Below are 19,320 nucleotides of genomic sequence, written 5' to 3'. Positions count from 1 at the left end.
GACACCATACGTACTCAGTAAACTCACTAGTATGAGCATACTTCTTTTCATAATAAAATTGTGTTTGATTAGTTTCGTTTAACTTAGGTTTTGCCAATACACCTGGTGCTTGGGCAACATAAATATTGTGCTATTTCATAAAAATTTATAGCGGTTAGAAATCGGTTTGTATATGTTTTATATCAAATATAGCATAAAAATGCAGTGTTTAAAATATTTTTCCATTTTTTTATGCTGAAATGTGTAATCTGTTGAATAAAGACGCATAAAGATGCTTTTGTTAATATGATTTTTAGCGCTGTGAAATATGCCAAAGATACCGAGCAGGTTTATCTTGCAATGTAGGGGGAAAAGACAAGCAAAGAAATTGTACACTATTTGGAAGATCGTGGGATCGGCATTCCACATAAAGATCTGGATGTCATATTTAAAGTCCATGAGCGCGCAGGCAAAGCTCTTGAAGCACAGGGGCCGGAAATAGGTTCTCCCTAGTCAAAGAGTTGATGGAACGTTCGGACGGTAATGTTAATCTCTCCAGTAAGCTGGGTAAGGGAACGATCATTAACTTGTTTTTTCGAATAATTAGGAGCTGTTTCGTTATTTTGCGCTTATAGGGAGTTTGCTGATGTAAATGATCGCTGTATCGGTAGAAGTTGGATAAGTACGTTCATTGCCTTTAACAGCCCACTCAAAACGTGTACCTTCAGCACCAATGTAAAGTCGGTTTTTCTTGTCGTGGTAAATATAATTCAGTTGTCGACGGAAAGGAAAATCGAGCTTCTGTTCGCCTTTATCAGTGACTCTTACTAGTTTATCTGGCTGCATTAACGGGCGGCCGTATTCTTTGTCGATGATTTCATTGGGCTGTGGGCTGATTTTGTAGGATTCAGTTTCACTGATCTTTGTTTCTTTTCGATTGACCCGTACTTTATCATAGACTTCATAGCCATATTTGCCCTTTGTGCTCCAACTTTTGCCATGATCCAACGAGAATAAAAATGGACTTGTCGAATGGTCCTGGAAATTACTTAAAGCCATCAATTCTCCCTGATACATACTGAAGCTTGGTATGCCAAGTCCGGCATCGTTGACCATTTGCCATGAAGCTCCTTTATCCGTAGTCATATAAATCTTGTACATGGTGGCCACGACCAAAGTATCGTCAATATTACCGTAAATAGCCGATGTACCTCTGAGCTGTCCCGGGATACTCAGTTTCGTCCATGCAGCATCTCTCGTTTCAATATCGATAAGATCCTTCTGCTCAGAAGGGCCGTCCTTTTGACAAGAACTAAACAACAGGCCGATGGCGCAGACAAAAAGCAGAGGGCGGAGAGGTGTTTTAAATTGCATGTTTTTTGCGATTTGAGTAAACAAGCCGTATGATTTTTAAACTTTGTATAATTTTAAAGATAGTTATAATAACTGAAAGTTATTATGTTCAGGATTATTTATTTTTGTCGCGCAACGCTCATCCTTAATATAAACGTCTTTAGAGAAAAGTGTATAATTAAAACATAGAAATAGGCAAGCGGGAATGCCATTTCCGAAAAGGTGGTGGCTTTTTTAATATAAACATCAAATCGAAATGGTGGATATTTTAAGCGTTATCCTTCTTGTACAATTGCTCGTATAGCTGGATAAGCTTTTTCTGAAGCTGAATGATTTCGCCATCACGGCGGAGTATCTTTTCCGAAATTACTTTTAACTCATCAGCATGCTCTTTAATTTCTTCTGTTTCAGAATAAGATAATAGCTGTACGGGAGTCAAATTAAATACCTTTGCGATTTGGTTTAATCGAGAGATATTTAGATCTGTAACACCGGTTTCAATTTTAGAAAGTGCAGGAATTGATATTTCTAATCGCTTTGCAACATCACCTTGGTGCCAGCCTTTTTGATGTCTCAGTAATCTAATTGCTTTTCCTAGTTTGTCCATTGAAAATTAGTTTAATGTTAATATACAAAAAAATATCACTGAGTCATCATTGAGTTGAATAGTTTTTCAAAACAAAATACTAAATAAGTTAGTATTTTGTTTAACTGTTTCTTACCTTTATGCAATTAACCATTTGATCAATAATTATGAGTCCAAGAAGAAGGCGTGTAGATGATCCCCTGTGGAAATCTATCTTAGAACAAACGTTCTCGCATTTTTTACGATTTATCTTTCCGGATGCGGATGCCGTTTTTGATCTGAGCAGACCCTTTGATTATCTCGATAAAGAGTTTGAGAGTTTATTTCCTCCGGAAAGCAACGGCAGGGGAGTCCGTTATGTAGACAAGCTTGTGAAGGTATTTTTAAAGGATGGCCGCGAACAGTTCGTACTCTGCCATGTAGAGATTCAGAGCAATAAAGGCAGGGGAGATTTGGCCGAGCGCATGTTTCGCTATTTTTATAGAATATGGGATCGTTACAAAGTTCCAATTACAGCTATTGCAATTTTGGCAGATGAAAACAAAGGCTATCGACCAGTGGTATATAGCCAGGAGTTTATGGGAACTTCATTACGCTACGATTTTAATAGCTATAAGATCCTCGATCAGGAAGAATCGGAATTACGAGCAAATGAGAATCCATTTTCAGTGATTGTCCTTACTGCACTTTTGGCTGTAGTAAACAAGAAAGTGACCGATGATGGACTGAAAGAAATAAAACATGATCTGTATAATGAGATGATGAAAAGGAAGATGGATAAGGATACCCGACAGGGGCTATATGATTTCCTTACTTACTACGTAAGTTTTGATAATGAGGAAGTTTTAAGTATATTTGAGCAAGAAATTAAATCAAAAATAGGAAGGAGCGATACAATGGGCACTCAAGAATATTTATTAGATAAAGCTGAAAAAAAAGGAATTCAGAAAGGCATTGAAAAAGGTCTTAAGACTGGTATTGAAAAAGGTCTTAAGACTGGTATTGAAAAAGGTAAGCGTGAAGAAGCTATTGCCATTGCACTAGAGTTTAAGAAAATGGGTTTACCTATTGCTGATATTGCTAAAGGAACCGGTCTTTCTATCGAAGAAATCGAAAAGCTGTAATCAAATACTTTTAAAGTTTATAGATATTTATTTTGAGCCATTTCCGGAAGGGAGTGGTTTTTTTATATAAACATCAAATCGAAATGAGGCTATTTGAGCTGTATGTTGATATATTTCAATAAATCTTATGGTGGATATCTTAAGCGTTATCGTGCTTGTGAAATTGCTCATATAGCTGGATAAGCTTTTTCTGAAGCTGGATGATTTCGTCATCACGTTGGAGTATCTTTTCCGAAATTACTTTTAACTCATCAGTATGCTCTTCAAAATTATTTTTATTATATTTTTAAATATATTCTTTTGTTCGTATATTTGTTTCGTTATACCCTCGCACGCCTCTGTCTCAAGCGCATCTTGCGAGGTTTTTTTTTGCCTAATTTTATGAAATACACCAAGAAAGCTTGTTCCATCGACGAGCATTTAGAGATATTAATAGATCGTGGATTAACTATTGATGATACTGATAGAGCAAAGAGGTATTTGGAAAGCGTTAGTTATTATCGGTTAAGTGGCTATATGTTCCATCTCCAAGATAAAGGAAATGCATCGATTTTTTACGAAGGAACTACATTTAGTGATATTATAAACTTATATACCTTCGACAAAAAGCTGCGATGTGTATTCTTAGAGTATTTGGAACGGGTAGAAGTGTGTTTAAGAACGCGTATACTTAATGCATATTCTGAACTCAAAGGTTTTTATTGGTCCGTAGATCCGCTGAATTTTCTTGATAAAAGAGATTTGAGGGATAATGAAAATGAGGTTTTAAACTATCGTGCCTATGTTTTGGATTCAGTAATTATAGATTTTGGGAAGCCCAAAGAACAGTTTTTGAAAGCTTTTAAGCTCAAATATACAGATGAAACTTACCCTCCCGAAAATATGTATTTTGAAACATTGTCATTTGGTAAGTTAATTAAATTATATACCTGTCTAAAGAATGATAATACGAAAAATTCGATAGCTACTGCATTTAAACTACCCTCAGGGAAAACCCTTGTTAATTGGCTCCTTTTTCTAAATGATGTGCGTAATGTTTGTGCTCATCATTCGAGATTGTGGAATAGAAAATTTACTGCAAACAAATTGATTTTTCCATCTCGTAAAGACCATAAGATAGAAGGAGCTATTCCTGAAGCTTCCAATAGTAATATTTATGGCGCCATAATCGCTATACATCATCTGTTGCTGACTTTTAACACCAATAACTCTTTTATTGATAAGTTTGAAACTCTTATTGACTTACATTCGATCAATGTAAGAAACTTAGGATTTCCTCAGAATTGGAAAGATGAGGCTCCTTGGAGGATAAAAAATAAATCCTCCTGATTGAGTCAAGAGGATTGGCTAAATCACTTTAAATGCCGTTGGAATTTAATAATTCTCTTCCCTTGCTCGTGATTCGGTATTTTTGTTTGCTACTGTTGGGCTTTTCTTCTGTTTGTTCAACAAGTTTTAGATTTTCTAAAACTTTGAGAGATCTTTGATGATTTTTATACGCATTTGTGTAATTTATTTTTTCGTATAGATTTCCTCTTGAAATGACTTCATTATTGAGGATTAGCAACATTGCGGCCATTCTGTCATAAGCTGGGGTTACTGAGTGGTTTAGTTCTGAATCAGTTAATTCCTCTAACTTTATGGTGAGTAGTGATAATTCTGACAGGATATTGTTACTCTTTTTTCTTGTTTTTCTGTAGGACCTTGGATTTACCTTTACATTTTCTATTTCAATCAAATTTTCTTCTGCAAGGCTGTCTAATGCCATTACAATTGCTTCATAGCTGAATGTCCAATTGTATGTTTTTTGTAAAAAGGCTCTTATCTCACTAGTGTTTTTATAACTGTTAATAAAAGACGTCTGCATCATTCGGAACTCAATGGCTTTTCTAGGAAATGGCCTTTTATTAATATATTTTAGATATAAAATGTTGCCCCTATGTACTGCAAGCACATTTCTTCTTAAAATTTTCCAATTTGGAATATTATATTGTGAGCTAAAAATTTTAGTCCTATTTATCTGATATAAGTAACATAGTTCATTAATCCATTTTTCGATGGATTTTTTATCGCCATTTTCAACTCTACGCAGAGTTGTTACTGGAATTGATGATAATTGGCATACTTCTTTTGCGGTTAATAGGAGCGATTCTCTAGTCCATTTTAGCTTATTTCCAATTAAAATATATGAGCTTTCATTCATATATTAATTTACAGGTGATAGCTAAAAAAAACTCCACAAATAATTGGTTTTTATTTTAGTATTAGCTATATTTGAGAAGTGATATGATAATATCACCTATACTTTGTTTTTGAACTGAAAAAGCTTCGCTCAACAGACCTAGGAAATCTTTAAGCACGCGAAGTGACAGTGAGAAGACGCCTGCATTTTGTATATTTGAAATACAGATGTAGGCTCTCTCCGTGTTGCGTGCTTGGGAATTTTGGTTCCTACCTCTCCTAGGGGGTGTTGGGCGCACGGAGGGAGCCTGCAAATAAGATCTTCTCTAAAGCTTTTATACTTAAAGCTGATATGAGTCACAAAAAACAGACAACAAAAAATCTTATTACCGCTCCCGAGTAGCTCGGGTAGCTAAGTCAAACATGATTTGACCCTACACTGCTATGGATTGCATCACGCCAATATGATAACCTTTGTGATAACCACTCAAATGCGATCTAGCTCCCCAATTAATTTATTGTTTACCTGACCTAAGCAAGCTCAGGCTCCCGCAAAAAAAGCTGATTTCGGTCAGACAGGGAGAGCTATGCGCTAAGGTCACAGCCAAAAACTAAACACATGAAAGCCATTTATGAAGATCTCCTGCATCTCGACACGCCATTCTACGAGATTCATGAAGACAGTTACGATCCATTGAAATGTATCGAAAACTTTTGGGATAATTATCCGCTAGTCACGATACGCGAGTATCTCTATGCATTGGACCTCAAATGCAAAACCCTCGGCGAAGTTACCGAAAGCAAATTAGAGGCTGTACAGCAAACGCTGTTTTTGGCCGATATTCTACGTGCTCTGATGGCGTATTTCCTAACGCATACCAATCAGATTGATACAGGTCAAATAAAACTTTCAACTCTGGAAGCCAATATGAAAGAACTTCAGCTGACCAAACAAATCAACGATTTTTTTCAATCCATTAACCCACCAAAACCTTAAGATGATGAAAACAATACTATATAATTTGTACAAGGCTTTTAAGAGCAAACGAGCACGAGCGATACTGCTGTGTTTGGTTTCTATGTTTAGTTTATCGGCCCAGACGCCTCGCAAGGACAGCGGAGCGGATGGGCTTTCTCCTATCACTCCAATTGGGGTAGACTATTATGTCCCTGAAGATTTCTGGAATCAGCAGTTGGAAGTTTATAGCAACGGTAAGACCGCCGTAGTACCCATGGAGCAGTTCAGAGGCAAGCCATTGATCCTTGATTTTTGGAGTACCTCATGTGCCTCCTGCATCACCAAATTCCCAAAACTCCATGTTTTGCAATTGAAGTTTCAGCGAGATTTTAATGTGTTACTTGTCAACAACGAAGATAATGATCAGATTCATCGTATGCGAAATGATTTTCTCCGCGATAATATACTCCCGACAGTATATAGCGATCGGTATTTGAATGCCTTGTTTCCCCATAGAGGCGTGCCCTATTATGTCTGGATTACACCAATTGGCCGGATATCAGCTATCACAAGCGCAGAGTTTGTAGACGAACAAAAAGTTAAGGCCTTTATCGATTATAGTCTGAAATATGAGATGCCTAATTAGTCTGCTGGTTATACTTTGCTATAGCCTAACAGTATCTGCCCAGGGTAGATATAGTGGTAAGGTGATGGACCAACATGGTAAACCCATCGCCAATGTTAATATTCGGTTGGAGAAGACAGGGCAAAGTTTTAAGACTGATCAAAATGGAGTCTTTGTAATAGCCAATGTACCTAAGCCTTTGGACGTTGCGGTGTCGATGCTGGGCTTTGAAACGCAGCGCTTATTATGGAACGATTATGCCGATAAGCTTGAGGTAGTCCTGGAAAAAAAAGAACAGCTATTGGATGTTGTAGAAGTTAACACCGGGTATCAGTCTTTCGCTAAGGAGCGATCTACAGCAAGCTTTTCACAGATCGACAGTACAAAACTAACAACACGGATATCCAACAATATTCTGCAGAAATTGGAATATTTAGCGCCTGGGCTGCAGTTTGACAATCGTACGGGTAAATCGGTCATTAATATTCGTGGTATTAACACGTTCTCTGACAACCTGATGCAACCACTGATTATTGTTGATAATTTTCCTTATTCGGGAGATATTGCCAATATCAATCCCAATGATGTGGAGTCTGTAACCCTATTAAAAGATGCCTCAGCTGCGTCTATCTGGGGTGCGCGTGCAGGAAATGGCGTAATTGTGATTAATCTGAAAAAGAATAGCAAAGGGTACAATAAAATGGAGTTTACCCACAATCTGACTTTCGGCGAAAAACAGGATCTGTTTTACCTGCGGAATATTTCTTCAACGGATTTTATCGATGTCGAGCGTATATTGTTTGACAAAGGCTTTTACAAGGCATCATTGAATAGCGTCAATAGCAGACTTCTTGTATTCTCGCCGGTGGTGCAGCTGCTCTATCAACAATCCAAGGGATTGATCTCCATGGAAGAGGCAGACCGGCAGATCAACTCGTTCAGAAACCACGACTATAGGAGAGAGTTAATGGACAACCTATACCGCAATCCGATACGGCAGCAGTACCATCTATCTAATGATTTGGCAAGGAATAAATTTACGAATCGTATTGCCCTTGGATATGATCGTAATAGCGAACAGCAGCTGGCGAATAATAACCAGCGTCTAACATTGCAGACTTCTAATCGATACGATTTTTCGGATAAGCTGCAATTGCAGGTGGGCATGGCCTGGTCCAACCAAAAGTCGACTTCAAGTCCTACTTTTCCTTCTTTCCCGATCAATCCGCTAGGAGGTAAGGCTGCGCTGTATCCGTATGCACAATTAAAAAGTGACGATGGAAGCTCGCTGGCAATTCCGTACAACTATAACCTCTCTTTTGTACAGAATATCCCTGAAACGCAGTTGCTCGACTGGACGTATAAGCCTCTGGAAGACTATAAGGAAAGTCAGTCAAATAGTAATACAAAGGATATTGTACTAAATGGAACATTAACCTACAAACCGTTTCCGTTTTTGAGTCTTAGTGGTCTGTACAATTATGAGAACCAGTCTGTCGATACAGAAAAGCGCAATGGTGTGAATTCATTTTACACGCGTGATCTAATTAATCGGTTCAGTCAGGTGGAAAATGGTGTCATTAACCGGATTGTACCATTGGGAGATATTATGCAAAATAATACCAGCCGGATGCTGTCACACAAAGCACGGTTTCAGGCGAGCTCGGATTTCAGCTTACAGGAAGATTGGAAGTTTAACCTGTTTGCCGGTGCAGAAATTAGTCACGCAAGTACGGATACCAGATTGAATACAGCCTATGGTTACGATGAAAATACAATGACCAGCATCAACGTTGATCCCATTAACACCTACCCTATCTATAGTAATCTTTCTGGAAATTCACGCATCCCATTTTATAATGGATTTGGACGGACCAGCAATCGTTTTGTATCCTTATTTGGAAATGCTGCGGTGACCTATAAAAATAGGTATATCGCCAATTTTTCTGCTCGCCGCGATGCATCGAATTTATTTGGCGTAAAAACTAATGATAGGTGGAACCCGCTCTGGTCTGCAGGTCTCGCTTGGGTTGTGACAAATGAGAAGTTTATGGATAAGCTGAACTGGATAGATCTGTTGAAATTTAGAACCACGGTTGGGCATTCGGGTAACTTAGGCGGGGTATCAACCACATTGCCGATTATCTATTATGACAATCCGAGAAATGACCTGGAGACAGAGCGGAAGGCCAGCGTGGGGGAGCTTCCAAATCCCAACCTGAAATGGGAAGATGTACAGATGAATAACTTTGCCCTAGATTTTGCTTTTCTGAATAATAGGCTGTCAGGGAGTTTTGACTATTATCTTAAAAAGTCTACTGATCTATTGGCGACAGAGAAAATTGACCCGACATTGGGGCTCTATAATATGCGACGTAATGTTGGAGAATTAAAGGGTAGGGGATTCGATTTCAATATCAGCTATCGACAGGCATTGAATAAATCGCTCAAGGTAGGCGTTGAGGCGCTGTTTGCTTACAACACGGATAAGGTGACAAAATATAAGGGTACAGTATCCAACGCGTTGTTTTATGCTTCTGCTGCTGGAAGGGCATTAATGCCATATGAGGGAAGAGGACTCTACCCTGTCTTTTCATTTCCATTTAAAGGGCTTGATCCCAATACGGGAGATCCCCTTGGCTGGTATCGCGGTGAAGTCAGTAAGGATTATTCGGGCATGCTGTATGATTCTGTCCAGAACCTAAACTATCATGGTAGAGGCCTGCCAACGTATCAGGGAAGCCTGAGGCCAAGTATCCAATGGAAGGGATTTCAAGCTTCATTCAATCTAGTGTATAAATTTGGTTACTTCTTCCAAAAGGAAACAATCAATTACGCTGCGCTCTTTAAATCCTGGAAAGGAAATGCAGACTTTGCAGATAGATGGCAGCAGCCTGGCGACGAGGCCAGGACTTCGGTACCCTCAATGATTTATCCAGCTAACGCCAGTAGGGATGATTTTTATGCCAGTTCATCGGTGAATGTGCTAAAAGGTGACCATATACGGATCTCGGATATTCGCCTGGGTTATTCGTTTGCTACCAAGACAGCACATAAACCGATAGCAATAGCTGTGAATGGTTATGTAAACAATGTGGGGATTATCTGGAGGAAGAACAAATATGGGCTTGATCCGGATAGCTATGGTATTCCTGCTGTACGTACTTATGGTTTAAATATCAACGTAAAATATTAAATAATGAAAAACTGTATTTTATTAATTATAGGCTGCACCTTCTTCACGTTAGTGTCCTGTAAGAAGTATCTTGATCTAAAACCGGACGCATCGATTGCAGTACCCGAAACAATGGAGGATATCAGAGGCTTGCTAAATGATGTCAGTAATCTGAATGTGTTCGCATCTTCGTTATTGGAGAATGGCACCGACGACTATTACCTCGATGATAATACCCTTAGAAATATGAATGAAACCGATCAGGGAATGTACCTATGGAAGAAGAACTACCCTGCAATTGATCTATCAGGAGATTGGTACAATGGTTATCGGGCAGTGATGACGGTAAATGTAGCCTTAGAGGCGATCGATCGAATAAAAACGGGTGCAGAATCAGAGATGAAGACAATGCGGGGCGAAGCGCTGTTTACTAGGGCACTTGTTCATTACTGTGAAGCACAGGTGTACACGGAAATCGGTCAGGTCGGGGCAGATGCAAAACCGGGAATACCAATTCGCCTCACCTCAGATTACAGCGTAGTCTCACAACGTGGTACGGTTGATGAAAATGTTACCGCCATATTAAAGGATCTCAACGAAGCGCTAGATCTTCTCCCTGAAACCGCTGTATCAAAGGTAAAACCGACAAAAGCTGCAGCTTATGCACTTTTGTCCCGCATTTATCTGTCGTTCAATCAATATGAGCTGGCTGAAAAATACGCTGATGAAGCGCTAAAACTTTATCGTAAAGTAACAGATCTGAATACCCTTAATCTGATAAGTATGAGTCCTTTTCCAATCAATCATGATGAGATTATCTATGCGGTTTATGGTGTAACAGGAAATCTGCTTTTACAGAACAGTGCTAATGTAAATCGCGAACTGTATGAACAATATGCCGATAATGATCTTCGGAAAAGTGCTTATTTCTATGACAAAGGAAATGGGCACATTGGCTTGAAAGGGAACTATCCGGGTACATTTTCAACTTTATTCTTTGGACTGACAACGGACGAAGTGTTGCTGATCTCCGCAGAATGTGCTGCGCGAAAAGGAAATCTGAATAAAGCAGCGGAACAACTAAATAACCTGTTAACCTATAAATGGAAGTTGGGAACCTATAGTCCGGTTACATTTTCTGATAAGGAGGCGGCTATTGGACAAATCTTAAACGAACGGCGTAAGGAATTGATTTTTCGTGGGCTAAGATGGAGCGATATAAAACGTTTGAATCGTGAGCAGGGGCGGGAAATTGTTTTGCAAAGGAAGGACGACGCTGGAAATATCATCGCAAAACTACCACCAAATGATAGCCGTTATTACTACCTAATACCTGATGAAGTGATCAGGCAAACTGGTATGGAGCAAAATATACGTTAGCAGACAAGGGGAACTCCACTGGAGTATCCCCTTGTTAATCTGAGCAGGAAGAAGCCTAAAATGAACGTAGACTTTTCACGGTATTGTTAATAGTAGGTGTAGGATTAGATACTGAGCTCTGAATATCTGCTCCTACTGTTGACGATCCCACGGCTGCACTCATATCGGGGTGCCCGGGATTTGAGAGGTCTTCTGGCGCTGAAATGCGACAGATTGTCTGTGGGGTACCCCCACAAGAAGTCGATCCGGCTGGAGAATAATTGTCGGCATCAAGAGCCTGAGATAGATTGTTGGACGTACCTTCGTACTTCCATTCAACAAAATCCGCTTTCCGCTCAATTTTCACTTCTTTCTTTTCGGTGAAACTTTGGGTACCGTATGCAAGGCCCAATCCTAATACGGCTAATGTGCCGGCACGTAGCCAGCTGTTTCTTTTTGTAAGCATAAGCTTAAAGTTTAGTTTATAAAATGTTTATTAAAGCCAGCACTTTCGCTAGCTCCTTATACAAAGTTGCATGCAAAATAAGTCTGATATAGGCCTGTACCATAGGAGCTATTTTTGGGCATATTTGCCCGTGAGCAGAAAATACTGAGCCTGCTGCACCGTGTGGCGGGAGATGCCCAGTAGATCAGCCTGCTCAACCTGTGTGGTAGCAGCTTTAATTTCGGGCAACAGCCGGGTAAAGTTAAGGTAACGCTCAAAAGGAGAATAGCCCAATGTGGCCTGCCTTAGCAAAACCAGTTGCCTCTTCTTTTTATTGCCCAATACGTCAATCAATGTATCGATGGATTTTTCCTGTTCCTGAAACTGCCGAAGTACCGAATGCGGGATCACAATAATAATTCCCGAACGGAGTGCCACTATATGCCCGCTGTGTAGATGATGTGTATAGAGGTGATTAGTCGTCATCAAAGCCATGTTTGGAATAGCCAGGCTCATGATTCTGCGTTTGCCGGTTTCAGTATTTTCTTCCACCCGCGCCAGGAGGCCTTTCGCGACAAAATAGGTCATCTCCGAAGGACGGTCAGCTGGACTGAGTTGCTCGCCTCGTTTGACGATCTTGACTTTGAGGTTGTCCTTTGCCCACTGATAGTGAAAATGATCTATTGTGTGATATTTTCCCCAAAAATCAAATAATAGTTTGAATCCCGCCTTGGTGTTATGCTTAATTGACATAATAAAGTTTTTTGGTTTATCTGGCTAACTGACAATAATATATGTTGCACTAACAAAGTTACGATGATTGAAAATCATTGACGAAACTACCCTTATAATACCTTTTGACTCTAGAAAAACCTCTTTTGCCCCCCAAATTATCGACAAAATGGAAAGTTTAGGAACCAAAAGGTAGATGAAGGCAATGTCTTTTGGCTCTCCAATTATTAGTTGAATTTTTACTCCCGATCGATCCACAGTCTTCAGTGCCTGAAGCCGTAATGCTGTTGCGAGAACAGCCTATGGTTTTATTTTTTACGAGAAACAGCGTGGAAATAACAACATTATTAGCCCAATTTGGACTATACAATCCACATCCTCTGACTATCACTGACCTGATGTTAGGTATTGATGAAGAGGATGATGGAGGGAAATGCAATATCGTTTTCCCTTAAGAGTATCAAGATAATTGAGTATGCTGTGCCTTATCCTTAGGCATGGCATATTCCCAATGTTAACCCTAACGTATTTTTATATGCAATTTACTTGGAAAGCCGCCATGCAGGCCTACACCGAAAAGGATTGGCGGGACTTTGTTTTTTTCTCGGCCAATGTGCAACATCTTTTGGGTATCCATCAGCTCGATATCCAGCAAAATCTACACCGTGAAACGATTAATTTCTCAAGTCGGCAGGCAGAAATGGACCCTGCTAAATTTCAGTTCGATTACAACATCTTTTGGCTCTCGCCGCCAGAGCGACCACAAGTTATCCTTAGCTTTCATTTTGGTTACTATCGCGCTGTTCCAGCTTTACTGGTTCAGCGCGGCTATAAACTTTGTATTCCTGTGGCTAAAGAGGTTATGTTGCAGCAGTCACAGCATTATGCCGCTTTGCTCGGTGACCGTTGGCAAAAACAAGTTGTATTTCTAGACGCCGATGATCCTTATCTTTTCTTTAAGTTGCGGCAGCAGATGAATCTTGGCTATCATATATTCTGCTACCTCGATGGAGGGGTAAGTGCCGCAAAAGATTTCCAGGCGCAAAAATTAAGCGAAATCCCTTTTCTAAATGGCAGCATTAAGATAAAGCATGGGATTCTACATATGGCTTTTTTGCTTCAAAAAAATATAACAGTTCTAATTGCCAAAATAGCGGCAGAAAATGAGCCCATTGTTATTTGCACATTGAGTCATTGGTATAAAAACTGGTTTCCGAGCGCCAGGCAGTTTACGGACTATTTTAGCCGCATCATTTATGGGGATTTCGAAGAGATCCTGTTGGAATATCCGGAGGCCTGGGAAGCTTGGTTTTACCTACACAAAAGCATGTCTCCAAGCTCAGATGAAGCAACCTGGTCGGCAACTAATCGTATAATTTCATTTAGCATGAAAGAGAAACAGCTGCTGCTCGACAAGTTTACTTACCTGAGTTATCCTCTTCCTGTAACGATTTTATAAGAAATCGATTGGAATACTTGTCTAAACATAATGTTGTAATTATCTTTAGGTTATCAATATAAACCAATAATATGAATAGGTTCTTTAAAAGAAAGTGGCTGTCGCACTGCTGTTTCTGGATAGGATATAGTTTTTATTTTTTTGTTGTAAATGCACTAGGCAATTCCAGACTGAATCTGGGAGCTTCCTTCATCACCGTGTTTTACTGCGCGATCATCTTCTATGCGATATATCTGATTTTGAAGTATGTTTACGATCGGGGTCATATACTGGGAACTATCGTGTTGATGATAGGCTTTTATTTACTCTCCGGAATATTCGTGTACTACGAATTGTATGGAAAATTTGGACTGGAGATTATAAATAACAAGTACGTTGTCGTTCATCATGCCTTTAGTTGGACGAAGTATTCTCAGACCTTTCTCGTCATGCATAGTAATTATACGGTGATGGCGGTGGGCTATTATTACTATAAGAGTAAGCTTCGCGAATCAAGTGATAAACTTGAGGCAGTGAAAGCACGCCTGAATGCAGAATCTAGCATGAAATCTTTTCAGTATACAACCTTATCTGCACAGGTGCATCCGCATATGATGGCGAATATTTTTAGCCATTTAAAAAATAAGGTGGATCCCTATGATCGTAAATTGGGCATGCAGCTTGAGGAAATTTATCGCTTAATGAAATTCTACATGGAGGCCCATCAGGTGGAAGGGGCAACCCATATATTATTAGCAGATGAAGTGAAAGCACTGGAGCAGTACTTGTCCATCCAGGAGGAAGTCGAACCGAATCCTTTTTATATAAATGTTTGCTGCTCGGGTAACCTGATGCGATTTAGTACTGCACCTACACTATTGCAGACGCTCGCTGGTAACTTATTCAAGCATGCGGACCTTTGGGATAAAGATCACCCGGCCAAAATCGACATTCTTGTCGGTAATGCCGGTTATCGGATTATGGTTCAAAATAAAAAACGAAGCGGCCCTCAGATGATGCCAAGTCACGATGTGGGGCTTCGAAATGTACGAACACGCATGGAATACCTCTTTGGAACGGACTTTTCGATGGAAGAAAAGCAGGACGCTGAGCATTATGAACTCACGTTATGTGTGCAGCGCTACAAATAATTTAAGGAACAAAAAATGACGGAAAATATGAATAGAATATGGATAGGAATCATCATCGATGACCAAAAGCCGCATATAGACCATCTGCTTGAAATGGTCGAAGAGATCGGCTATGTGCAGATTGCCAAAACGTTTAGTGATCCGCAGGAAGCCCGGATTTTTCTGCGTGCCAACAAAGTGGATTTTATGATCCTTGATGTCGAACTAGGAAAGACCAACGCTTTTGATTTTTTAAGAACCTTGCCCAGCTCAAATCTAAAAACAATTCTTTATACAGCACACCGCCAATACGAAGACCCGGGATATGATTTCGGCGTCGTTGATGTGCTGCTCAAAGAGGTGTCTAAGAGTCGTTTCTATGCCGCATTGCGCCGGGTGGACGAAGTGCTCGCTAAATTGATCCCCCTCGCTGATCACGATTCACTGGAAAATTATACCTATTATTTTATGATCAAAGGGCCGGTTCGTTATCAACGTACGGAGGTTCGTATGAAAGAACTTGTTTATGTGGAAAGTACCAATGGCCAGGTTAAATTTCACATGATCGGAGGTAAAACACTGAGCTGCAGCAGTACCATGCGGGAAGTATTGGGCCGACTGCCGGTGAAGTGGTTTAAACAATGCCATCAGAGCATTATTATTAATATCAATTTTTTTTACAGTTATGGCGTTGGCGGGGTACTGATGACTGAAGGAACGAAAAAAACGCTCCCCGTAGGTGACAAAAAACTGTATCCGGAATTCTTTAGCTTTATTAATTCCAATACACTTGGTGGATAATCCCATTTGCCATTATAGACAACTAAAAATATGAGAAAAAATTCGTACAACAACCCAAGCCCAAAGACAGATGCGCATCTCTTGCAGGCCTTACATATCCTTTTTACAGAAATACAAAAGTTGAAAACTGCAGTGCTGGATAGCATTCAGGCTGATGATGACAAGGTGGAACTTCGTGACACGGTATTTGTCAAAGATACGGTAGGCGTATCGGACCGTACGTTGCTGCGGTATCAAAACTTAGGCCTTATTGAGGTGTATCAGCGCGATAAAGGGGGCAAAAAGTATTTTAAGCTTGACGACGTGCTCCGACTCAAACGTTATTTAAATAGCTGATATTAAATTGCAGCGAAGTTCTTGGCCATCGGGCCGGGCTTCGCTGCTGTTTAAGCGCTCGTTCGCATCTGCCATAGGCTTGGTTCATCCCTTTCATGCCCTTTTCTCGCCAATTTTCCTAGCTAACTCCTAGTTGAGACCTTGTGTTTACCTATCGAACTAGGTCTTAAATAGGTTCATCATCGGTATTTGATAAGTCAATCCCAACTGGAGGCCATAAGCAATCCGGTAGCAGATCATTGTAGGGTTTTCTACTTATCGATTGGCTGCATTCGGACAATTGATAGGCAACCTTCGGACAAGCATCGGACAATCTGTTTTGTATTGTATTTTTCTGTTAATGAATGTTTTATGTTTGTTCTGTCAAGCAAAAATACCGGTATAAAAATCTTGGCGATTTATTTTTTAACCCTTAAAATTTTTAAAAATGGGAACAATTGTAAACGGAGCAAATGGGGGCTTTAGTGGTAAGGCCGGCTCAGTGATCGGTGCCAGCTGGAAGAGCATCAACTATATCAGAGGGCTCGCTAAAAAGAGCAATAAGCCGTATACGGAAGCACAGCTCATCGTGCAGGCAAGATTTAAGACGCTGATGCGTTTTCTGCTGCCGATTAATAACTTTCTAAAAATCGGTTTTGGCCAGAAAAAGGCAGACCGCCTCACGCCGCTCAACTATGCTTTTCAGCTAAATCAGGATCTGGCTATTCAGGGTGTTTATCCTGATCTGAGCTTGGACTATAGCAAGATCAGAATTGCCGATGGGATCTACGGCGGGGGCGGAACAGTAGAAGCTGGTTTTGATGCAGATCAGATCACAGTGGCTTGGTCGACGGGCAATAACGATGTCTACGAAACACAGGGAGACGATCTCTTTTATGTGATCTGTTACCATCCGGCAAAGGATGAATTCATGACTTCGCCAACTTTGCCGAAAAGGCAAGATGGGGTGATCACATTTGGAGTGCCTGAGCATCTGCTGGGGGATGCTGTACATATCTGGTATTTTATGTCCGACCGGACAAAGACCAAAATCAGCAGAAGCAGTTATCTCGGTGAAATAATGCTCGCCTAAGAAGCAGAAAATTGCCAAGGGCATACCTGCCCTTGGTATATTTCGGTATCGTGAAAAGGATGTTATTCATTAATACATTTTCAGATGAAAAAAAGAAAACAAAAGAAGACAATAGGTATGCTGATGACGCAGCAAAAATTTTATCTGGCCAGCCAATATCTCTTGCCATTGGCATCGATTATTAAGGAGGGATTTGCACAGTACGTACGTCGGGAAAAAGCAAAACAGCTTTCTGCCCGAAATCTGGCAATGGCGCATGCGGTCAAATATGCGGTCAAAGGTGAATACCCGGATCAATATATTGATCCTGCTCTCATTCTGCTCTCCGATGGTTCTGTGCAAGGGATAAGCGTAGAGAGTATGGCGCTGGATGATAATGGATTGTGGTTAGACTTTGACGGTGGTGAGATCACGGCCATGAACCACGATGACGAGCTGCTGTTGGTGGCTTATGATCCGATAGCCGGAGTCGCTATCCGTAACGAGGCCCTGGTTACGCGCTCGAGTTCAGGCTTAAGACTCGAACTGCCTGATTATATGCAAAATGTCCGGCTTGATGTCTTTATCTTGCTGCGCGATCGGAATCGAAACCGCTATTCGCGGAGTCAATATGCGGGCAACGTATAACTATTTTTTACTATTAAATTATATCACTATGAACAGTGTAGAAATGAAAGGACCATGGTATGGTCTAACACAAAAACTGCCGATCGAGCCCAAGTACCTGCTCGGTATGGCAAGCATATTATTGGTCATTATTTTCCTATATGTTGGGAGTATCTTACAATTTTTCGACCCGGCTTCAGCTGCGCTTGATCTGGGGGTACTTTCCCTGCTTTATTTTGGGCTAATGGCCGGATTGGTCTTTATCTGTTGCTGCACCTGGTTGCTGGAATACCTCTGGAGACCCTTCAAATATTATAGACAGGATATTTATTATCACTTTAATCAATTAAACTCATGGCAACAATCCATTCTTTATTTCTCGGTTTTCTTTCTATTGCTCTTTGCATTTCTGCTGCTACTGGAAATGCTGTTTTAGACGGAAGGTGTAACAATGATTATGTTCGTGTACGTAACACTGATCTGCTGAGACGGCAGATTGATGAAATTGCAGCGAATGAAATTGGCGTAAGGGAGACAGGGGGTGAAAATAAGGGACCGGAGATTTCCAAATACCTGGCCTATGTAGGCCTCGATGAAGGTTATGAATGGTGTGCCGCATTTGCCAGCTGGTGTTATGGTCAGGCTGGTCTTTCCATACCGCGCAGTGCATGGAGCCCCGCGCTCTTTCCAAAAGCGCGCTGCTATACTAAAGTGCAGTTCTTGAAAGGAGATGTGCGGCAAGCCGATTTATTTGCGATCTATAGCAGCCAATTAAAACGGATCCATCATGTAGGCCTAGTTAAAGTTATAAAGGGATCCCTGTTGATTTCGGTAGAAGGCAATAGCCATGACCGGGTAGAATCGCGGCGGCGTCCACTTGCTACTATTTATGCTATCGCTAACTGGATCGATTGAGGAGGGCATGGTCATGAATAAATACAAAATTTCGGTAGCTCGAAGCCTAGTTTTTTTCCTCTTCATGATAAGCACTGCTGTAATCATCAGTTGCAGCGTTTTCCAAGGGAAAAAGCAATTGGAAGAGAAATCCACGCAGCATTATAATCAATATGAACATTGGGATCTGGCCTATCATCAGAAGCAGCAGGATAGTTTATCTTCCTACTGGTATTTTAGTACGGATAGTCCATTTTGGTTTCAGCCGGATAGCGGATTATGGGCTAAGGGCGGAAGACTTTTCGCAGAGCAGTCGAACATAAAACAAACTGAAGAGAATTTGCAGCTTCAGCGTGTAAACAGCGAGGCGGCAGCGGCTTCTGATTTATATGTGAAGCGGGAAAATAAAGTCGTATCAACTCAAATCTTTGCGATAGGGGCAGTTTTACTAGCTGTGCTAGGGTATTGGATCTGGTGGAGGGGGAGAAAGTAGGCTCAAATTATTGTTCACCTTAAAAGATGAGTG

At 40.5% G+C, this 19,320-nt stretch carries 20 protein-coding genes; 15 read left to right on the top strand and 5 right to left on the bottom strand.

The window, feature by feature from the left end:
* Window positions 1–597: 597 nt before the first annotated feature.
* Together B2X72_RS23415 and B2X72_RS23410 are read right to left on the bottom strand one after the other, a co-directional pair.
* Window positions 598–1,353 carry a hypothetical protein gene (locus tag B2X72_RS23415; protein WP_286851703.1) on the bottom strand — a complete coding sequence of 252 codons (756 nt, stop codon included), beginning with the start codon at window positions 1,351–1,353 and terminating at the stop codon, window positions 598–600.
* Between the two features lie 247 nt (window positions 1,354–1,600).
* Window positions 1,601–1,939: a helix-turn-helix domain-containing protein gene (locus B2X72_RS23410; protein WP_286851702.1), complete on the bottom strand. Its 339-nt coding sequence runs from the start codon at window positions 1,937–1,939 to the stop codon at window positions 1,601–1,603.
* Window positions 1,940–2,085: 146 nt separating this feature from the next.
* Here B2X72_RS23410 and B2X72_RS23405 point away from each other — a divergent pair, with 146 nt between their 5' ends.
* On the top strand, window positions 2,086–3,042 hold the full coding sequence (locus B2X72_RS23405; protein ID WP_286851700.1) for a hypothetical protein: 957 nt from the start codon (window positions 2,086–2,088) through the stop codon (window positions 3,040–3,042).
* 381 nt (window positions 3,043–3,423) lie between these two features.
* Window positions 3,424–4,371 carry an Abi family protein gene (locus tag B2X72_RS23400; RefSeq protein WP_286851698.1) on the top strand — a complete coding sequence of 316 codons (948 nt, stop codon included), beginning with the start codon at window positions 3,424–3,426 and terminating at the stop codon, window positions 4,369–4,371.
* Window positions 4,372–4,399: 28 nt separating this feature from the next.
* On the opposite strand, the gene B2X72_RS23395 is transcribed toward B2X72_RS23400, so the two are convergent.
* Complete coding sequence (locus B2X72_RS23395; protein ID WP_286851695.1) at window positions 4,400–5,245, bottom strand: hypothetical protein; 846 nt, start codon at window positions 5,243–5,245, stop codon at window positions 4,400–4,402.
* A 597-nt stretch (window positions 5,246–5,842) separates the two neighbouring features.
* On the opposite strand from B2X72_RS23395, the gene B2X72_RS23390 reads away from it, so the two are divergent.
* Genes B2X72_RS23390 through B2X72_RS23375 form a run of 4 tightly spaced genes read left to right on the top strand, consistent with a single transcriptional unit; the run spans window position 5,843 to window position 11,361 of the window.
* Window positions 5,843–6,220, top strand: coding sequence for a hypothetical protein (locus B2X72_RS23390; protein WP_286851693.1), 378 nt, complete (start codon window positions 5,843–5,845; stop codon window positions 6,218–6,220).
* A 1-nt stretch (window position 6,221) separates the two neighbouring features.
* A complete protein-coding gene (locus B2X72_RS23385; protein WP_286851691.1) occupies window positions 6,222–6,827 on the top strand; it encodes a TlpA family protein disulfide reductase in 606 nt (201 codons plus the stop codon).
* A complete protein-coding gene (locus tag B2X72_RS23380) occupies window positions 6,811–10,002 on the top strand; it encodes a SusC/RagA family TonB-linked outer membrane protein (protein ID WP_286851689.1) in 3,192 nt (1,063 codons plus the stop codon). The genes B2X72_RS23385 and B2X72_RS23380 overlap by 17 nt, the downstream gene beginning before the upstream one ends.
* A 3-nt stretch (window positions 10,003–10,005) precedes the next feature.
* A complete protein-coding gene (locus B2X72_RS23375; RefSeq protein ID WP_286851687.1) occupies window positions 10,006–11,361 on the top strand; it encodes a RagB/SusD family nutrient uptake outer membrane protein in 1,356 nt (451 codons plus the stop codon).
* Between the two features lie 55 nt (window positions 11,362–11,416).
* Here B2X72_RS23375 and B2X72_RS23370 read toward each other — a convergent pair whose 3' ends face one another.
* Both B2X72_RS23370 and B2X72_RS23365 read right to left on the bottom strand, forming a co-directional pair.
* The gene (locus tag B2X72_RS23370; RefSeq protein ID WP_286851685.1) at window positions 11,417–11,806 is read right to left on the bottom strand and encodes a hypothetical protein; all 390 of its coding nucleotides are present in this window, start codon (window positions 11,804–11,806) and stop codon (window positions 11,417–11,419) included.
* Window positions 11,807–11,914: 108 nt separating this feature from the next.
* Window positions 11,915–12,538, bottom strand: a complete 624-nt coding sequence (locus tag B2X72_RS23365) for a Crp/Fnr family transcriptional regulator (RefSeq protein ID WP_088159898.1) — start codon at window positions 12,536–12,538, stop codon at window positions 11,915–11,917.
* Window positions 12,539–13,052: 514 nt separating this feature from the next.
* On the opposite strand from B2X72_RS23365, the gene B2X72_RS23360 reads away from it, so the two are divergent.
* The 9 genes from B2X72_RS23360 to B2X72_RS23320 all read left to right on the top strand — a co-directional run bounded on the left by B2X72_RS23360 (window position 13,053) and on the right by B2X72_RS23320 (window position 19,287).
* The gene (locus B2X72_RS23360) at window positions 13,053–13,976 is read left to right on the top strand and encodes a hypothetical protein (protein WP_286851684.1); all 924 of its coding nucleotides are present in this window, start codon (window positions 13,053–13,055) and stop codon (window positions 13,974–13,976) included.
* A gap of 71 nt (window positions 13,977–14,047) precedes the next feature.
* Window positions 14,048–15,106 carry a histidine kinase gene (locus B2X72_RS23355; protein WP_286851682.1) on the top strand — a complete coding sequence of 353 codons (1,059 nt, stop codon included), beginning with the start codon at window positions 14,048–14,050 and terminating at the stop codon, window positions 15,104–15,106.
* Between the two features lie 27 nt (window positions 15,107–15,133).
* Window positions 15,134–15,886, top strand: a complete 753-nt coding sequence (locus B2X72_RS23350) for a LytR/AlgR family response regulator transcription factor (RefSeq protein ID WP_198386021.1) — start codon at window positions 15,134–15,136, stop codon at window positions 15,884–15,886.
* Between the two features lie 30 nt (window positions 15,887–15,916).
* On the top strand, window positions 15,917–16,222 hold the full coding sequence (locus tag B2X72_RS23345; protein WP_088159903.1) for a hypothetical protein: 306 nt from the start codon (window positions 15,917–15,919) through the stop codon (window positions 16,220–16,222).
* 427 nt (window positions 16,223–16,649) lie between these two features.
* On the top strand, window positions 16,650–17,294 hold the full coding sequence (locus tag B2X72_RS23340) for a DUF6266 family protein (RefSeq protein ID WP_286851679.1): 645 nt from the start codon (window positions 16,650–16,652) through the stop codon (window positions 17,292–17,294).
* 84 nt (window positions 17,295–17,378) lie between these two features.
* Window positions 17,379–17,921: a DUF6266 family protein gene (locus tag B2X72_RS23335; protein ID WP_286851677.1), complete on the top strand. Its 543-nt coding sequence runs from the start codon at window positions 17,379–17,381 to the stop codon at window positions 17,919–17,921.
* Window positions 17,922–17,949: 28 nt separating this feature from the next.
* Window positions 17,950–18,336, top strand: a complete 387-nt coding sequence (locus B2X72_RS23330) for a hypothetical protein (RefSeq protein ID WP_286851676.1) — start codon at window positions 17,950–17,952, stop codon at window positions 18,334–18,336.
* Complete coding sequence (locus B2X72_RS23325) at window positions 18,255–18,815, top strand: CHAP domain-containing protein (RefSeq protein ID WP_286851674.1); 561 nt, start codon at window positions 18,255–18,257, stop codon at window positions 18,813–18,815. The genes B2X72_RS23330 and B2X72_RS23325 overlap by 82 nt, the downstream gene beginning before the upstream one ends.
* A 64-nt stretch (window positions 18,816–18,879) precedes the next feature.
* Window positions 18,880–19,287, top strand: coding sequence for a hypothetical protein (locus B2X72_RS23320; protein WP_286851673.1), 408 nt, complete (start codon window positions 18,880–18,882; stop codon window positions 19,285–19,287).
* Window positions 19,288–19,320: the final 33 nt, after the last annotated feature.

It is taken from the genome of Sphingobacterium sp. UBA7253, from assembly GCF_002472745.1.
In the GTDB taxonomy this organism is placed as follows: Bacteria; Bacteroidota; Bacteroidia; order Sphingobacteriales; family Sphingobacteriaceae; genus Sphingobacterium; species Sphingobacterium siyangense.
The sequence above is the reverse complement of the archived record's forward strand: the minus strand, read 5'-3'. Positions and strand labels throughout refer to the sequence as shown.

Bases quoted from the DNA above. Each gene is read 5' to 3' on its own strand.
- B2X72_RS23385 (WP_286851691.1), top strand. From the start codon at position 6,222: ATGATGAAAACAATACTATATAATTTGTACAAGGCTTTTAAGAGCAAA.
- B2X72_RS23405 (WP_286851700.1), top strand. From the start codon at position 2,086: ATGAGTCCAAGAAGAAGGCGTGTAGATGATCCCCTGTGGAAATCTATC.
- B2X72_RS23375 (WP_286851687.1), top strand. From the start codon at position 10,006: ATGAAAAACTGTATTTTATTAATTATAGGCTGCACCTTCTTCACGTTA.
- B2X72_RS23345 (WP_088159903.1), top strand. From the start codon at position 15,917: ATGAGAAAAAATTCGTACAACAACCCAAGCCCAAAGACAGATGCGCAT.
- B2X72_RS23340 (WP_286851679.1), top strand. From the start codon at position 16,650: ATGGGAACAATTGTAAACGGAGCAAATGGGGGCTTTAGTGGTAAGGCC.
- B2X72_RS23360 (WP_286851684.1), top strand. From the start codon at position 13,053: ATGCAATTTACTTGGAAAGCCGCCATGCAGGCCTACACCGAAAAGGAT.
- B2X72_RS23365 (WP_088159898.1), bottom strand. From the start codon at position 12,538: ATGTCAATTAAGCATAACACCAAGGCGGGATTCAAACTATTATTTGAT.
- B2X72_RS23410 (WP_286851702.1), bottom strand. From the start codon at position 1,939: ATGGACAAACTAGGAAAAGCAATTAGATTACTGAGACATCAAAAAGGC.
- B2X72_RS23335 (WP_286851677.1), top strand. From the start codon at position 17,379: ATGAAAAAAAGAAAACAAAAGAAGACAATAGGTATGCTGATGACGCAG.
- B2X72_RS23370 (WP_286851685.1), bottom strand. From the start codon at position 11,806: ATGCTTACAAAAAGAAACAGCTGGCTACGTGCCGGCACATTAGCCGTA.
- B2X72_RS23320 (WP_286851673.1), top strand. From the start codon at position 18,880: ATGATAAGCACTGCTGTAATCATCAGTTGCAGCGTTTTCCAAGGGAAA.
- B2X72_RS23390 (WP_286851693.1), top strand. From the start codon at position 5,843: ATGAAAGCCATTTATGAAGATCTCCTGCATCTCGACACGCCATTCTAC.
- B2X72_RS23400 (WP_286851698.1), top strand. From the start codon at position 3,424: ATGAAATACACCAAGAAAGCTTGTTCCATCGACGAGCATTTAGAGATA.
- B2X72_RS23330 (WP_286851676.1), top strand. From the start codon at position 17,950: ATGAACAGTGTAGAAATGAAAGGACCATGGTATGGTCTAACACAAAAA.
- B2X72_RS23355 (WP_286851682.1), top strand. From the start codon at position 14,048: ATGAATAGGTTCTTTAAAAGAAAGTGGCTGTCGCACTGCTGTTTCTGG.
- B2X72_RS23325 (WP_286851674.1), top strand. From the start codon at position 18,255: ATGGCAACAATCCATTCTTTATTTCTCGGTTTTCTTTCTATTGCTCTT.
- B2X72_RS23380 (WP_286851689.1), top strand. From the start codon at position 6,811: ATGAGATGCCTAATTAGTCTGCTGGTTATACTTTGCTATAGCCTAACA.
- B2X72_RS23395 (WP_286851695.1), bottom strand. From the start codon at position 5,245: ATGAATGAAAGCTCATATATTTTAATTGGAAATAAGCTAAAATGGACT.
- B2X72_RS23350 (WP_198386021.1), top strand. From the start codon at position 15,134: ATGAATAGAATATGGATAGGAATCATCATCGATGACCAAAAGCCGCAT.
- B2X72_RS23415 (WP_286851703.1), bottom strand. From the start codon at position 1,353: ATGCAATTTAAAACACCTCTCCGCCCTCTGCTTTTTGTCTGCGCCATC.